This window comes from Shewanella psychropiezotolerans, assembly GCF_007197555.1.
GTDB lineage: Bacteria > Pseudomonadota > Gammaproteobacteria > Enterobacterales > Shewanellaceae > Shewanella > Shewanella psychropiezotolerans.
In genome coordinates, this window is the sequence record NZ_CP041614.1 from 1,069,726 (window position 1) to 1,085,831 (window position 16,106).

18 protein-coding genes are annotated in these 16,106 nt (G+C 40.0%); 2 read left to right on the plus strand and 16 right to left on the minus strand.

Features of this window, described 5'->3' with window-relative positions:
* Window positions 1-128: 128 nt before the first annotated feature.
* From FM037_RS30305 to FM037_RS04775, 6 genes are all read right to left on the minus strand, one after another.
* Window positions 129-410 (minus strand): DUF4332 domain-containing protein, encoded by a 282-nt coding sequence (locus tag FM037_RS30305; protein ID WP_221937521.1) that lies wholly within the window; start codon window positions 408-410, stop codon window positions 129-131.
* Window positions 389-2,869, minus strand: a complete 2,481-nt coding sequence (locus tag FM037_RS28755; RefSeq protein WP_221937468.1) for an alpha-xenorhabdolysin family binary toxin subunit A — start codon at window positions 2,867-2,869, stop codon at window positions 389-391. The genes FM037_RS30305 and FM037_RS28755 overlap by 22 nt, the downstream gene beginning before the upstream one ends.
* A gap of 953 nt (window positions 2,870-3,822) precedes the next feature.
* On the minus strand, window positions 3,823-4,086 hold the full coding sequence (locus FM037_RS04760) for a YdcH family protein (protein ID WP_144045060.1): 264 nt from the start codon (window positions 4,084-4,086) through the stop codon (window positions 3,823-3,825).
* 255 nt (window positions 4,087-4,341) lie between these two features.
* On the minus strand, window positions 4,342-5,115 hold the full coding sequence (locus FM037_RS04765) for a haloacid dehalogenase type II (RefSeq protein ID WP_144045061.1): 774 nt from the start codon (window positions 5,113-5,115) through the stop codon (window positions 4,342-4,344).
* A gap of 11 nt (window positions 5,116-5,126) precedes the next feature.
* Window positions 5,127-5,819 (minus strand): cytochrome c biogenesis CcdA family protein, encoded by a 693-nt coding sequence (locus FM037_RS04770; RefSeq protein WP_144045062.1) that lies wholly within the window; start codon window positions 5,817-5,819, stop codon window positions 5,127-5,129.
* Window position 5,820: 1 nt separating this feature from the next.
* Window positions 5,821-6,228, minus strand: a complete 408-nt coding sequence (locus FM037_RS04775) for a thioredoxin family protein (protein ID WP_144045063.1) — start codon at window positions 6,226-6,228, stop codon at window positions 5,821-5,823.
* Between the two features lie 100 nt (window positions 6,229-6,328).
* On the opposite strand from FM037_RS04775, the gene FM037_RS04780 reads away from it, so the two are divergent.
* Both FM037_RS04780 and FM037_RS04785 read left to right on the plus strand, forming a co-directional pair.
* Entirely contained in the window at window positions 6,329-7,213 is an 885-nt protein-coding gene (locus FM037_RS04780) for a LysR family transcriptional regulator (RefSeq protein ID WP_185976958.1), read from the plus strand.
* A gap of 337 nt (window positions 7,214-7,550) precedes the next feature.
* Entirely contained in the window at window positions 7,551-8,099 is a 549-nt protein-coding gene (locus tag FM037_RS04785) for a hypothetical protein (RefSeq protein WP_144045065.1), read from the plus strand.
* A 368-nt stretch (window positions 8,100-8,467) separates the two neighbouring features.
* On the opposite strand, the gene sbnB is transcribed toward FM037_RS04785, so the two are convergent.
* The 10 genes from sbnB to FM037_RS04830 all read right to left on the minus strand — a co-directional run bounded on the left by sbnB (window position 8,468) and on the right by FM037_RS04830 (window position 16,012).
* Window positions 8,468-9,475 (minus strand): 2,3-diaminopropionate biosynthesis protein SbnB, encoded by a 1,008-nt coding sequence (gene sbnB / locus FM037_RS04790; RefSeq protein ID WP_144048822.1) that lies wholly within the window; start codon window positions 9,473-9,475, stop codon window positions 8,468-8,470.
* 58 nt (window positions 9,476-9,533) lie between these two features.
* Window positions 9,534-10,469, minus strand: coding sequence for a 2,3-diaminopropionate biosynthesis protein SbnA (sbnA, locus tag FM037_RS04795; RefSeq protein WP_144045066.1), 936 nt, complete (start codon window positions 10,467-10,469; stop codon window positions 9,534-9,536).
* Window positions 10,466-10,894 carry a ParB N-terminal domain-containing protein gene (locus tag FM037_RS04800; protein ID WP_185976959.1) on the minus strand — a complete coding sequence of 143 codons (429 nt, stop codon included), beginning with the start codon at window positions 10,892-10,894 and terminating at the stop codon, window positions 10,466-10,468. Before FM037_RS04800 ends, sbnA begins: the two co-directional genes overlap by 4 nt.
* A gap of 97 nt (window positions 10,895-10,991) precedes the next feature.
* On the minus strand, window positions 10,992-12,122 hold the full coding sequence (locus tag FM037_RS04805; protein ID WP_144045068.1) for a hypothetical protein: 1,131 nt from the start codon (window positions 12,120-12,122) through the stop codon (window positions 10,992-10,994).
* Between the two features lie 91 nt (window positions 12,123-12,213).
* On the minus strand, window positions 12,214-12,612 hold the full coding sequence (locus FM037_RS30310) for an FAD/NAD(P)-binding protein (RefSeq protein WP_144048823.1): 399 nt from the start codon (window positions 12,610-12,612) through the stop codon (window positions 12,214-12,216).
* Window positions 12,519-12,821, minus strand: a complete 303-nt coding sequence (locus tag FM037_RS30315; protein WP_144045069.1) for an FAD/NAD(P)-binding protein — start codon at window positions 12,819-12,821, stop codon at window positions 12,519-12,521. Before FM037_RS30315 ends, FM037_RS30310 begins: the two co-directional genes overlap by 94 nt.
* Window positions 12,822-13,081: 260 nt before the next feature.
* Entirely contained in the window at window positions 13,082-13,351 is a 270-nt protein-coding gene (locus FM037_RS30320) for a LysE family transporter (RefSeq protein WP_407695651.1), read from the minus strand.
* Window positions 13,264-13,458: a hypothetical protein gene (locus FM037_RS29145; RefSeq protein WP_229381090.1), complete on the minus strand. Its 195-nt coding sequence runs from the start codon at window positions 13,456-13,458 to the stop codon at window positions 13,264-13,266. The genes FM037_RS30320 and FM037_RS29145 overlap by 88 nt, the downstream gene beginning before the upstream one ends.
* A 610-nt stretch (window positions 13,459-14,068) precedes the next feature.
* The gene (locus tag FM037_RS04825) at window positions 14,069-15,265 is read right to left on the minus strand and encodes an MFS transporter (protein ID WP_077754752.1); all 1,197 of its coding nucleotides are present in this window, start codon (window positions 15,263-15,265) and stop codon (window positions 14,069-14,071) included.
* Between the two features lie 66 nt (window positions 15,266-15,331).
* Complete coding sequence (locus FM037_RS04830) at window positions 15,332-16,012, minus strand: SDR family oxidoreductase (RefSeq protein WP_144045071.1); 681 nt, start codon at window positions 16,010-16,012, stop codon at window positions 15,332-15,334.
* Window positions 16,013-16,106: the final 94 nt, after the last annotated feature.

Consider the following 16,106-nt stretch of genomic DNA (forward strand, 5'->3'; position numbering starts at 1 on the left):
ACTCGCATGAAACCATGGCTTAGTGGCTTGGATCAGGTAGTCGGCAGAGGAGGGATAAAGGCATAGTAAGACAATTAAATAAATTTCCTTGCTATGCCTAAATTACATTTTTGTTTATAAGTTAACGATTAATAATGAATAGCTCTGGGTAAGCTGCGTGCCTCGTCTATCCATTTTTGTACTAAAGATAGCGAAGGCAAAGTCTCAATCAAGGACTTTTCTTGATTCAGCTGAGTTAATTTTTTCAGCAAGTTAACAGCATCTCTCTGAGCGAGCTCTACTACAGTATCGACGCCTGAGATCTCGAGTAAATCTGCGTATTCAGCATCTACGCCCCTAATCCTGCTAAGATCTGCACGGTTGATCCAATTAAGTAACTCAGCTTCATCTATTCCAACAAGCTTAGCAATAGTCCCCGACCTTTAGGCTGACAGCCATATTTAAGCAAGTCACTGGCAGATTTAATATTTATTATGTCTAATTTAACGACACTACGCTCACAAATTCCCTTGATATTATTAAAATACATGCCTGTTCTTAAACTTTTCTGAGAAGTTATCGAGAGGCGACTATCTATATCAACTTTAAGCTCGGACATGTAGCTAGACATTTTAGCAAGCAGCTCAAGCTGTTTGTTAAAGTCACGAGCCAGTGTTTCTGCATCATTAATGTCTACAATAAAGTTCTGGTAACACTGCATCAGATTCTGTAACTCGACACAAAATGGTCTTCTATCAGATTCAATGTTAAACATAATATTGATTGTATCTAAGCTGATGAGATACGTATCTTGCTCACTTTCTAAGTCCTTATTTGCTGCATTAAGCTCATCGAGCACCTTATGGAGATAAATAGTCGCATCTACCATTTTGTTGTAGCTGAAACCGCTACCGATCTCACCAACAAGACCTGATAGTATATCTAAGCCTAATGCTATCGCTTGTAATTGCGGAGTCGGTATATCTGCAACACCGGCGATATCATCTATGCTAGGGATCGTATCAGAGAAAAAATCAAAAACACTGTATTGACGCATCAAGTTTTTTGCTTTGTTCAAATCATTAATCTGTTGATCTGTATCATTAATTTCAGTTTTGATCTGTAGTATTTGTAGCTCTTTAAGTGCTATTTTTTCTGTTAACTCTTCTTTTTCATGTATCAAATCAGATTTAAAATTAAAATAATTTATGTTACCGATAGATTCTTTATGCAGATCGGCTCGGGACTGAAGTAAAGCATTTATCGTATGCAGCTTCTTGATGACCGTAGTTCTAAAACCGTCAATTTTCATATTCAGACTATCGATAACGGTTTGATCTGTTTCATGAGATAGTGCATATAAGTCATTAATAATAAATGTGTTTATCATATTTATACTACTGGTTTGACTCGCTCCGGTATTATTTTCAACAGTAATAATGGAGGCCTTTACATCAGCTTTAGCATCAAGCACTCTTTCTGTAATAGCGTTACAAAAAAAGTTAAAATCAGGGTAATAGTTATTAACAATGGTATTATTTTCCTCACGTATTTTTGCTGCTAATAAATTTAATTGCTTGATATCGATGCTAGGATGTATCATTTGCGAATCTTTTGTCGCCTGAATATAATCTAAGTTATATTGAGGCGTCATTCTTAAGGTTTGATCTAAGGCATTATTTATTTGCTCGAGGATCACAAGTACACTGCTCTGCACGTCATTCCAGGGAGTAACCACATCATTGAATGCAACCCAGTAATCAACTAAGTTTTGTGAAGATTCGATAGCAACACAGGCATTGTGGGAAGATTCTAATAAGTCGACAACAGTCAACCAGGCTGTGACGAGCTGATTTGCCCCTTTTTCGGCTTGGGTGATAACAGCCATTACACCTTCGAGTTGCCCGTCGACTGTGGTAACCGCATTGAGCATTTTACTCAAACCTTCGATTTCAATATCTAAATCATGCAGTTTTGATGTATTGACAGCGATCTCTTTTTTTATTTTTTCAGCTTTCGCACCAAATATCCCGCCAGTAATCGCAATGCCTATAAAACCACCAACGGCACCGGTAAAAGCCAGTCCAACGTTCTTGTCGTAATCGGCTTTCAAGCCTTGTATTTGCGCGGCTAAGTCTCTGCGTTCTTTTTTTAAGCCTTGTAATTGCTCATCGAGATCTAATTGATCACACAGGGCTTCTTTTTTCTTGACGTCGTCGTTACAGGCTTCCATGCCCGTCTTAAATCCTAATATTTGATCACGTAGGTTCAAGCTAGATTTGTAATAAATATCGGCCTGACTACACAGGGATTGAATCATTCCTGCAGTGATAGCAAGCTTGCCAGCGTTGTCCTCTGCAGCAGCTGCATCGCCGTTAATATCTAGCATAAATTGTTCTACAAATTCAGCATCAAGCATCTGCTCAGGCGTTATGCTATCGAGCTCAATATCGCCAGTATAATAAATCCCAACCATATCCATTAAAAAGTTTAATGCCTGGCCGCCACTAGTGAGTATCTTATTGGCAAAGCCGTCCATCTCTACCGCTGTTTTTAACAACTCATCTTTTATCGGATCCCACTGCTTGGCATTCGTTCGAATCGCAAGATAAGTGATTAACAGATCATGATTGGCTAAGCCTGGTATCGTACTGTCATAATTACCTAAAAATAATCTCACCTCTGCAGCTGTTTCAGGCAGAGTGACGCCACGCACCTTATAGCGCTCGAGTGAAAGTATTGCTTCAGTATCCAGGACTAACGAGATATCGCTCGACGTGCCTTCAACTTTACCTGTCGCTAATTTTACCAGCTCATGCATTGCCTGAGTATTTCTGATCTCATAGTCGACATCAGCAGAAAGAAGTTGAGTTTGAATGTTAACTGACATAATTTATCCTTGATTAATAATATTATAACTAGCGCACATATTTTCTTACAATTAATATTTCTTGCTGGAATGAAGTCGCAAGTTTTAAATCAGAAGTTAGCGATGTTTTTCATCTAAATGAATTTGATGATTTATAAATTACTAACTAGATATTTCAAATCCCACAGTAAAATAAACTGTTGGCTTTAATTACTGTTCAAATGGACAGCTGACTTTTATCACGCAAGGGATTTAATGATGAACGATAAAGTGAAAGGGTAAATATATATTAAATAACAGTAACCTATATTTAGTTAAGCATCTGCTTATGAAGATTGTAAAGATTGTTACTTGAGGTTCATATTCTGTGACTGTTGCACATTTACATTAAAGTGTTAATTTAATGTTTGTTATTTTTTATGGTGTCACTTAATAAGAATACACCTGTTAAAATAGGGTTGTAACCGATATCAACGGGTAGGAAATAGAAAGTAAGTCACTACAACTAATTCAGTTAGAGGCATGGTGCATGTTGAAATATTAGTTTGGGAAAAATATAGATTTTACATAGTGGATTTAATTAAATATATTCTTATTTAAAATGTTTTAAATCCTAGAGGAGTCAGAGTAAATTTTTCAAATCACTGCTTCAAGCTACAACCCCCCGTTGGAAGGTGCTCTGACTGTTACAAGCAGTGGCGTAACCACAAGCTCATGAGAGAGAGCTAGGGATAGCGAACTGGCTAAGTAAATGGATTTCTTGCCAATACACGACAACTTTGACGATGTCATAGGTATTTTGTATAGCCATAAAGAGCCAGATCCCGGTCTAAAAGACACCGGGACGACAGATTATTTTGTTTAGGCCTAAAAAACAGCGGCATGACAGGATGGATTCCGGCTAAAAGCATTGCCAGAATGACAGAGTCTAAACCATTGCCGGAATGGCGCGGGAGTGAACTTAGGCTCTGGAACTAGCTTGTTGTAATCGGGGCGTCGTGGTGAGCTTTCAATCGTTGGAACAATACGTCTTTCAAGTTCGCGCGTTGTAATTTTAGCTGGTGCATGTGCTCGTCATCGGTTGGACTACCATCAATTTCTAACTGACGAATATCATAATCGAGGAGGTGATACTGCTTGGATAGTTTTGTGAATGCTTCGTCTTTATAATTCAAATAAACAATGTCTTGCTTATATTCTGGGAAATCGAAAATAAGCGCGTGATTCTCATTTAGCATAGGTAACCCCTGAATGGTGATCTGAAATTTATTATTTTAGAACTTCCTACACTATAGCACTATGAAGTTCAATAAAAAGTGGGGCCAGATCATACTTTCCTCATTTCACCTCAGTGGCATAAGCAGGATCGTTACCTCGTCGGGAATTTACCGTCCATATAAGCTTTTTAGAGGCTCTTATTTCTAACACTGGGGAAGGGATCAACGACCCCCTCTGAGACGTTGATATTGGCGTAGCTGTAATACCTATCTAGGTTATGGCTGCTTGGTCAACACTTGCTCCGACAGTCCAATCAGATCGACAGCCACATAATCAGCCTTTTTTGCTAACGCGAACTGATATTGACCGGGGCGTTGAATAAAGCCCGTTTGCATGCCAGCTTTGGCTGCACCGGCAATGTCCCATGCATGGGCGGCGATGAGCATAGCTTCATCTGCTTCGACCTGCATCTGTTCAAGTGCCCACCGATACACGCGTAAATCAGGCTTGTACACTTGCAGGTGTTGCACGGTTAATGAGTCGTCAAAGTACTGGGTTAAATTGGCATTTTTCAACTGGCTCTCTATGCCAGCATCTGAAGAGTTAGTCAGTGTGACCAGTTTGATGCCTGAAGCTTGTAGTTTTTTAAGGCCCATAATGACATCAAGATGAGGTTGTAAATCGCGAAATGGCGCTTGAATCGCTTGATTCGCTTCGGTCTGAGATAAGGCTATGCCATTTTGTTTAGCGACTAATTGCAGCGCTGCAACGCCGATTTCACCGAAATGATGATATTCACCAATAGCGTTACTCACCAAGGAGTAATGCAGCATGGTAGTGAACCAGCTACTCACCAAATCGTCACGACCATCTAATGCTAGGGTGACAGACTGGGCAACATTGCCTAAATCCAGCAGTGTTTCGTTAACGTCGAAGAAAATAACTTTGGGTAAAACTTGAGGCGTATTAACGGTTTTCTCTGTGGCACTTGCTATTGACGAGAGTGTTGTTAAGCCGACGAGCATAATGGCGGAGTGAGTAAGTTTCATATCGTATTCTCTTATATGTTGTAGAGCCACTCGGGCATAATGTCGAGTGCTAACGCTTCTAATGTGCGGTCAAAGCCTGTGAAAATGGTCAATGACAAAATGATTAAAGATAGCCCCATTACTTTTTTGGCCACCGCGCCACCACTGATCCATTTTCCCAGTGAGTTTTTCATTAACAGGCTGAAACCAATCAGAGGAATGGCGGTACCGATACCAAAAGCCAGCATAATGATGAAAGCTGAGCCCATACTTTGACCTGTCGATGCAAGGGCGATAGCAGCCCCTAACGTTGGGCCAACACAGGGCAGCCACACTAGACCTAGCGATGCGCCAACGGCAAATTGTGTCATTACACCTTCGCCATCGACTTGATGGCTAGGCAGTCGGCTGGTGAGCATTGACAGCTTTAGTGTGAGCCAGTCTCCGGCTTTCGGGATTAAAATGACTGCGGCAATGATCAGCAGTAAAGCCGCCGAGAAGTACCGCAATACCTCTGGCGATAGCCCCAAACTAATCAGCGCAAAGGTGAGCACTGTTCCTGCAAACGCAAAGGACAGACTTAGCCCTAACGCTAAGGTAATTATGCCTTTGCGAGAACTGCGCATTGCTGAGCTTGCAACGACGGGGATCATGGGTAATACACAGGGCGATAACAGGCTGAGTATGCCCGCGGCAAACGCCAGTGGTATGGCAAAGGTATCCATATTACATACTCACTGAGTTCAAAGCGGAAAAGATTTTTTGCTCACGGGTTTCAGCCACACTGAACCAAAGTTGCTCGCCATTTTTGTATAGATACAGGCTTGATTGGCGTGGCGCCTTAAAGAACTTTACCCATTGGGGTTGATCATCAAAGTTAACGACAAGCACCTTTATCTCACTATCGGGGTGGGCTGCAAAATAGTCGCCGATAACCTCTTGTTGTTTCTTACACGTTGGGCACCAAGGGGCAAATACATCGATAAGCACGGTATCGCCTTGAGCTTGAAGTTGATCAAATAGCGCTTTTTCAAATGGGATCTTTTCGAAATTACTGGCGTGAGCCGAAAGGCTTAATATTAACGACGTTGCCAGGGTGACAGTGGCTAGTTTGAGGGAACGAAATAGTGTCATGTGTAACTCTCCTTTGGTGGTTTCGTGCAGCATAAAGGAGATGGCTTTTTCTTATAATAGCTTTAAAATCGAAAGTACTTTCAACGAGAAATTGAAAATCATGATGAAATTTTTTGACGTCAAAATATTCGTGCTGGCATGCGAACTTAAGAATCTTTCTGCTGTCGCCCGTGAATTGTCAATTACTCCTGCCGCTACTAGCGCGGCTGTAAAGCGCTTGGAAGCTGAGCTGAACACTCGGTTATTACAGCGTTCTACACGCAGTTTAACTCTCACCCAGAGCGGTCGAAATTTTTTACCCTACGCACTTAAAGCACTGGAGAACTTAGATATTGGTAAGCAAGCTATCTTAGGGGATAAGCTTAAAGGCAGTATCACCTTGTCAGTGCCTTCTGATCTAGGTAGAAACACATTACTTGGCTGTTTGATGGATTTCCAACTACACCATCCAGATATCAATTTGAAGGTTAAGTTAAGCGATAAATACGCAGACTTTTATTCGCAAACGGTAGATGCGGGGCTACGTTACGGTGAGCCCGAAGATTCCTCCTTAGTGTGTTTACCCATACTGCGTAATGCCGTCCGGGAATTATGTGCTTCACCTGATTATTTAGCCCGCTATGGCACGCCGAAAACGCCGGAAGACTTGGTAAAACATAACTGTTTACACTTTTACAGTGACGACATGTTAAGCAGTCATTGGCGATTTTTTAAAGATGCGAGCACTGTTTCCGTGAAAGTAAGTGGTAATCATTTATCAGACGATGGCGATTATCTTCGTTTATTGGCTGTTAAGGGAGTGGGTATCGTCTATAAAACCTGCTTAGATGTGCGTGAGGATATTGCCGCAGGACGTTTAGTATCGCTACTGCCTGATTACCGCAAAGAAAAGTCGCCGTTAAATATGGTCGTGGCGCATCGAAAAAGTTTTGACAGCAACTTAGTCGCACTGAGAGAGTTCTTAGTTGAAGCCTTGAAGCCTTGAAGCCTTGAAGCCTTGAAGCCTTGAAGCCTTGAAGCCTTGAAGCGAATTCTAGGAGGTTAGAACAGGCTCAAGCGTTGACGGAATGACGGTTAGATAATGTTCTCAAGGAGATGGATAGCCATCTGAAATCAATGCAAGTTGAGATAATTCGGAGTCTTATAGGGGATGGTCTAGAACGAAAAGATATGCCTGTCCCAACTTGTATTATGCCTATGCGAAACAAGCAATATGTTGGCCTGCTTTACACTTTTACCCTTTACGTTTCTTTGCACATTTTCGAGATTTTTTCGATGTTAACTTTGTTAGAGTTGGTCTCTTTGAGAGCGGGGAAGAGTGAATGAATTATAAAACTAGGAGTGATGGTGATGTACTTAAAACCCATTTCAAAGGGGGATTATTTACTTCACTATTAATGACCGGGTTATTCGTTGTTGCTGCACAAGGTGTTTCTGGTATAGCGGTTGCGGCTGAGGAAAGTACACATCAGTCGAAGCACTGGATCACCGAAGCGCCAAGTGACAGCGTTAAAGATCAACGTATCGAGAAGTACTTACGTGGCTTCGATCAACCTATGTGGGAAGTTGGTGAGCGATACGGCAGCATAGTACAAGCGATAAAAGATCAGAATTTTGATTTAGCGGCTTATCATTGGGATAAAATCAAGGTAACCATAGAGAACGGCTTGATGAAACGCCCTGCTAGACGTCAAAATGCCGAGGCTATTCTACTTAATAATACCTGGGCAGAAGTCAAAAATGACTTCACCAGTAAAGACCTCACTAAAGCCAAGCAAGGCTTAGTTAAGGCCAAGGCTGCCTGCATGGCTTGCCATGCTGCAGAAAATGTTACCTTTATAAATAACCAACCTCTGTTTACAAGGCAGTAGAGTTATAACAAAGTAGGATCATAGTAAATATATCCCTAAATATTCAAGATGAAAGCTAAAGTTACAATCTATCCCCGTTGGAAGGTGAATATGGTGTAGCCATGATCTCATGAGCGAGAGCTAGGGATAGCGAACTGGCTAAGTAAATAGATTTACTTGCCGAAGAGCGTTGGAATAAATTACGTGAGGCAAACATGGATGTTATTGAAGAGACAGTCACGCTAATGTTTATGTGCGACCATAACACAGCAGAGGGACTCCAAGATGACTTACAACCGCTTTTAGCGGCTATGAGTCTCATCAAATAGCAGTTTGATTAGTTAACTAACTAAGGTAAGAAAATACCTTAGTTAGAGGGATATTGTTCGTTATGAAACAGCTTTGGATGACAGTGGTGTTGGGAAGAAGTCATTCAATTTAGTAACTTGATTGGCATCACTATCTTTGAGTATTTGATATCCAATCATGATATCAAGTATCCCCATTCCAAAGGGAGCATAGATTCTGGGAACAGAAAAATCAGCTGTAAACTCTCCATTCATTAATTGCACAATATCACCAGCCATAAATTGGCGATCCCCAGAGTGGAGCTCAGCAAGGTGAAGTGATGTATTCGCTTTTACTGCGTGATCCACATTATCAGCGATATTTTGACTTTTAAGAATAATTTCTGCTGAAATATCACGCAGAGACATATGTAAAATGGTTGGGTTATGGGCAAGTAGATCCATTTTTTCTACATGAGGTGTGATTGCTGAGGTCGTAAATAACACCATGTCAGCTTGTTTAATGCTTTCTATGTCATTACTTATTTGGGATTGAATGTCTGGAAACTGTGCACAAAACTGTTCAGCTCTTTTGGGATTCAGGTCAATAACGATCAGCTCAGAGATGTCCCAACCAAGTCGCTTGAAAAGGTTCACTGTTGTTTGCGCGATTAGGCCACTACCAATAATTGCCAGACGTTCTATTTTTCCTGGAGTCTTGTGTAGATATTTAGCCCCTAATACCGCAGATGCTGCAGTTCGACTGGCTGATATTTGTGAACCCTCAAGGCAAGCCATGGGGTATCCTGTTTGGCGATCATTCAAAACGATTACAGCAGAAGCCCTATCCAACCCATTATTTAAGTTTTCAGGGAAGCTAGCAATCCACTTTATACCGGAAACTGGGCTACCTGATTCTATTGAGGCGGGTAATGCGATGATTCGATTTTGGGGCTGACTGGGATAACGTAAAAAATAGCTATCAGGGCAAACAGTTTGTTCTTTTGCAAACAACTGATAGCTTTCAGCGACGAGGTCAATAATAGTGCTACTGTTTCCGCTTATCCACTTTTCAATAACAGTCGAGCCAATAACGCTAAATGGTGGCATATTCACAATACATTCCTTTGTTGAGTTGGTTAGGATAAATTTTTTTCATTGATCTTTATTAACGAAAATGTTCATTCACCCATGACGGATTATAGATAGTGCTGAGGTAGCGTTCGCCAAAGTCTGGCGAGATGGCAACAACGGAACTATTAGCCGGGATTGCTGATTTATATACTTCTACCCCGGCTAAGACCGTTCCTGTTGAACCACCAAATAATAAGCCTGATTTTGCCATCCTGTGACACATTTCAATGGTGCTTTTCTCGCTGATCCGAATAATCTCATCAAATGAAGAGTGTTGACTTATAGGAGGGACTTTACTTGACCCTAATCCTGGTATCTTACGTTTTCCAGCTACGCCGCCGAAAGTGATAGAACCTTGTGAGTCAACAGCGATCAACTTTGTCTTTGGCATGTGTTTTTTGAAATATTGACTGACCCCTCCCAAAGTTCCAGTAGTTCCAGCACCAATAAATAGATAATCTAAATCTGGAAACTCTTGTGAGATACTTTTTGCTGTTGTTAAATAATGGGCTTCTATATTATCAATGTTTTCATATTGGTTGAGCCAGATTAAATTATCATTCTTACTACACATCTCTTTTATTAAATCGATCCGAGAGTTTAAAAAACCGCCATTACTGTCCTTGTTTGTGACCTTAATCATTTCTGTACCGTAGGATCGCATCAAGTTTTCAGAGGCTGGGAGTACATTGGGGTCAACAACACAAATAAAAGGATAACCTCGAGAAGCACAAATAATACTGAGTGCCACACCTAAATTTCCAGAAGAACTTTCAATTATCGCGGTGTTAGCATTTATTTTATTTTGTAACTCAAGTTTGTTTATCATTTTCAATGCGGGTTTCATTTTTATTGAACCGCCGATATTGAACCCTTCTAGTTTCAAAAAAAGTTTTGAATTATCCAAAATGCTATGATTTTCAAGGAAAATATCATCAAATACCAAGTCTAATTCAGATTTGTGAATCATGAGGAATGTCCTTTTAAGTCATTGACTTCAAAAGAAGATAGAATAGGCATGTTAATGTTAAAATAATGTCTAGTTGATTTCTTTTCAAGCAAGATACCCTGAGATGATTTTTGTAATATTTCTGATTTGTTTAATTCTTTACCAGTATTCCAACAAGAAACGTGGATTTCTGGGTTGTTATAGTCAACAAGAAAACATGGAATACGACTAAAATTTAATACTTTAGCCGCTGCAAATCGATGATGACCGTCTAATATAACATTAGAATTTATCTCAACTAAAATCGGATGTGACCATTTCTGTTGATGTTGAATCTTATGTACTAAAGATTCAACATGCTTTTCACAAAACTCTTCAGAAGGTTTTAAATCTGATAATTTTACCAGCTTTATAAATACCTGGTTTATAGATTCATTAATGTTCATATAAGAAAACTCCATTTGTCTTTAAATTAACATTGATAATTTTAGTGTCTGAGAGTAAGTACTAATAAACACTGATTTATAAATCTTTAGTGCTACACTAGATATTTATTATGAAATTCATAACTGCAATATCAGCATCTACATAGGCTTTAGATACACCACCACATGTCGGAATGTAATGATTGTAATAAGTGGTTCCTTCTACATTAGGACCCAGTATCCAAATATTACTTATTGCCTCACCATTTTCGGAAATGACTTGGTGTAATTGATTTATGTTGATACTGTCCGAACCTAAATTATTGTTTTGTTTTGAAATTAAACCTCTATTTTTTAAAGATATTAAAACTGAAGAGTTGCTGTTTCCGATTCCACTACTATCGAGATAAGCCGGAATGATGATGTCCATTTTTCTGGTAGTGCCGTCTTTACAATTTAGTTGATATGAGTTCTCTTCCTGATTGTATTCAGTACCGTGAACTGTAGTCACTTCAACTATTCCAGCGTCCATCAATGCGATTAAATCTTCATGGCGTTCTCTCTGAGGGCCTCCAACTGCTCTATTTACAATCCCTGAGTACTTAGAGTAAAGCAGCGAGTGAGAGTTAGGTGTAAGTTTATTAAAGTCAGATATTGCTCTGATAGTATCTCGTAGATCACGCCATACTTCTAAAGAGGCTTTTACTGGATTAGATGAAATTCCTTCTAAACTTGAAGATAAATCCTCTATTATAAATTCTTTAAACCAGGCTTGATAATCAATAGGGGTAACAAATTCTGGTAAGGTGTCTTGTACATACAGGCATGGATCAAAACAGCCTAAATCATTTTCTATAGGGATTAATATATCTAGAAATGAAGAGGTACTGATATTGGCGTGTTGTCGAAGGCTTTGCTCAACAGTCTTTCTTAGCTGCAAGTCCATCAAGGTTAAAACATAAACGGCTCGCATTTCTAGTAAGAGAAGAGGGATGAAGTCTCTTTCAAAATCAACACTTTGCTCTCCATTAGCTGTGAGTTGTTCCAATCTTTTAGCTGTGAGTAAAATAGCTTGATGCCGTTTGTCGGTTACGGCTATTTCAGGTCTAACGCGAAAAGGCATTCCAGAGCGTGAATATAAGCAAATTTTGGGCTCTTTTCCTGAAGGGGTATATTGTGGGATCTTTCCTTTTTCAGTTCGCGTTATCTTGCCACCTCTACCTAAGGTTAAGCAGGATAATACATCCATAGCTGCGAGTCCTAAGCCTTCAATTCCAACCAAATCTGTTTGGTTGATATGGGAAAATGCGGCTGGCATAGGGTATAAGGTTGTACTTGTTTTAGTTTTCGCAATATCTTTCTTTGTCCTGTATGGCTAGGGTTAGGAACAAAAAGTGGCAATTAATCTGGTGCTCGTTGCTATGAACACTATAGCTTAATCGGCTATCGGCTAGCTGATGAGGAGTGATTCCATTCACGGTATCTGCATATCGTTGAATACTTACATTAGCCGGACAATGAGCAATTAGGGTTTTGTATGTGAAAGATAAATACTCTCCGACTAAACGCCTTGGCAGATAGTCTGTACTTGAAATATTCCTTCCTAATTGATTTGTGACATGATTATTCATATCAATTTGTATATTTAGATCTTGGCACCACTCATAGAATGTCGGGCCGGAGATATTTTCATTGCAAGTCTGGTGGCTACCAATGTATTTTCCTGAGGAAACATAGATAGCTGTCCAGCAACGGTATTTAACAGTAGGTAATCGGGCTGCTCAGTACTGTGTACACCGACACCTGGTTCATTTGGTTCAAATATAGCAATAGAAATATTAATGTTTGGTGATGATTTTGCGTGACAAAGTATTCTGTGTAATACAGATAACCCTCGAGGACCTAGTCCTATGATACATGTAGAATAATACTGCATTACAAATTCCATCCTTGAAATTTAAATGTTAAAGATTAATAACCATTTCAGTTATTATCCAAATTGAAACTAGCGCTAGACAAGTTGCAAAAAAAATAGCTTGGAACTTTTTCACTTCTACCGGAATTCATTCTTCTTAAAATATGGGAACCGAATGCGACCAGAGCATGTGTGAAGATACGTTTAAAAACATAACCATAAAGATAATGTGAGTATGTTTGATGAGGATTGTTCTGATGATGAGAATAGAGAGAACATTAGTATCAACATGATTAACCCTTTTGGTTAAGTAATTGAATTATCACACCATTTAAGAATGTAAAGTTAGCATTGGAAGCACTTTCTGAATTGTTATTTTGTTTTACCTTAGGCGAAATAAATCGGTACGATAAATAGAGTAAATATATTGCTCCTAATATTTGAACTGCATTGAAAAGGGTGTTGTTACTTTGAATTACGGCCCAAAGCCAAAACCAATGAGTAGAGAGTAAAAAACAAAAACAATATCGATTCCTGCTATTAAAGGTAAAGATCGTCGAAATCCCATTGATGCACCCGAAGCCGCAAATACAACATTTGCAGGTCCAGGACTTATGACTAAAGGGAACATGACCGTAAACCATGCTATGAATAATTCAATGTTTGACATTTTCACTCCTTGAAATATGTAACTTATTTGTTTGGTAGTAGACTAACTATTTATTGTTTCAATTTATTTATATTTGTTTCGTTAATTGTCCTGACTTGTTAAGTAATTATTAATGACGGACAAAGTACAATACTTAAGTGTTTTGATCAATTGAATATTAGGGTGTTAAAATGTAAGTCTTTATTTTTTGATGAATTAAATTCATCTCTCTCATGCAAGTTTTTAATTGCATATGAAGGTTGTAGTTCTTTAGTTGCAAGTAAGAGGTGTTTAATTAGTAATTAAGTTTTATTCGTTAACCACGACTTATTTTAATCTTGAGTGGGTTAATCTCATTGCTGGAGTATATAGAATAAGTGCAATAGATTTAAGAATAAGTCCTTCATTATCTAATACTTCATCAGAGGCATAACCCAGAACTTCTTACGCATACGCTCGGCCTAGACCCTACGTCTATTGGGCTTATGTTACTTTGGTTTATAAAGTGCAGGCTCCTGTTTAATTAACTCACTATCAGAGAGGCAAGTGCTGGAAAATTTCCCCGCTTATTCATCGAATAAGCGGGGAATTTCAGTTAGGGCTATTATTTTCGCTCGCTATTAAGTGAAGGTTAGTGATTAGCACTTGCCAGGTTGGTGTCTAACTTATCATTGCGACTTTCACGCTGGTTGGCTTTAGCGATAAAGAACACACCAATAATTGGCACTATAATGGCCGCGTAAGGGATCATGCCCGCACCTAAGTGGCTATCGAGTACCATTCCTCCTAGGAAACCACCAAATGCATTGGCTAAGTTAAATGCCGATATATTGGCAGTTGCCGCTAGTTCTTGACCTTCACCACCATGGTTCATCACCCGAAGCTGCATCGCGGGGACGTTTGCAAATGACGCGATACCGAATACAAAGAGGGCAACAATAAGTAGAATCGGATTATCAATTACCAGACCGACAATAATCAATGAGACAATCATTGCAATAGCCCAGAACATAGAGGCTTTTCTTAGATCCTTGTCTGACGAGCGTCCACCAAGCGTGTTACCAATGATGAGACCAAGCCCGACAATAACTAAAATCCAAGTGACGGCATCTTCGCTATAGCCTGTAATATGGGTTGCTATTGGTGCTATGTATCCATATAACGCCATGAAACCTGACCAGGCTAATGCAGTGATTGCTAGGCTGATAAGCAGCATTGGGTTTTTGAATGCCTTTAGCTGAGCCTTAATATTTTTTGCTTCCCCATGCCCAGTCGACTTGATAGATATTAAAATTGAAATCATAGCGATGGCACCAAAAGCGGCCACAATAAAGAAGGTGTTGTGCCAGCCAAACTTTAAGCTAATCCAAGTGCCAGCGGGAACCCCAAGTACATTGGCAAGTGTTAAACCTGCAAACATTTGACCAACGGCGCGACCCGCCATTTTCTCCGACACTAGGTTTGTCGCTACAACAGCTCCAATCCCATAAAAAGGTCCTTGAACTAATCCGGCAATAACGCGACTTAAGAGTAGTAAGTTGTAAGTCGGTGCTAATGCGGACATTATATTGCCGACAATGAATAAAGCCATGAGCCCAATGAGCACCCATTTTTTATTAAAGCGGGCTAGATAGATGGTTAAGATAGGACCACCAATCACAATGGCTAGCGCGTATGCGCTAATTAAGTATCCTGCTTGGCCTTCTGTAATCGATAGTGATGTGGCTATTTGCGGAAGAATACCCGCAATAACAAATTCAGCGGTGCCAATAGCGAAGGCTGCGAGTGTGAGTATCCATACCTGAAACGGCATCTTTGCTTTGTTCATGATTAATCACCTTGGTTACGTTAAGATTTGCTCGGCATGGCTTGGCACACCTGGTAGGTTGATGTGCTAATTGACGAGTGCGCCGCCATCGACATCGATGATCGAACCCGTCATATAGGGGTTGGATATTGCCATGACATAAGCCATCGCAATATCTTCAGCCGACCCCGCGATACCTGCGGGTAAATTGCGTTTAGCATTTTCGTACATGGCGTTACGTGAGCTAGCATCCATATTTTTGTATGCTGAGGTCATGGTTAAGCCTGGACTAATCGCATTGACTCTAATCGGCGCAAGCTCTTTAGCTAGCACTTTTGTCACGGCCTCTAGCGCGGCATTGATAGCGGTTTTTACGTAAGTATTAGCAACGACTTTACGCGACAGCATGCCAGTGGTCAGGGTGATTGTTCCTTTGGGAGTCATGTATCTTGCCGCATGTTTAGTCACATTGATGGCCCCCCAAAACTTAATATCAAAGGCGTGTTTTGCTTCTTCAATGGTGACATCCGCTACTTTTCCAGCAGGAGCATATGAACCTGCTGTAACGACTAAGTGTTCAAAAGGGCCTATGGACTCAAAGTACTGATGTACAGCAGTCTCGTCACTGATGTCTAACCCCGTCATGCGGCTGGCAACATGGACAATGGTATTGTCATTATTGACGTGTTTTGCCACTGCTTCACCGATACCTGATGTACCACCAATGATCACGTAAGTTGTCTTTTTCTGATTTAGGTTCTGGTTCATAATTGGTTCCTTGCTGTTGTTCTTGATAACAGTTGCTATTATATTTATTCGGTAAGGTTTGATAATTGGTCTAAATACGAAGTTATTATTCGTA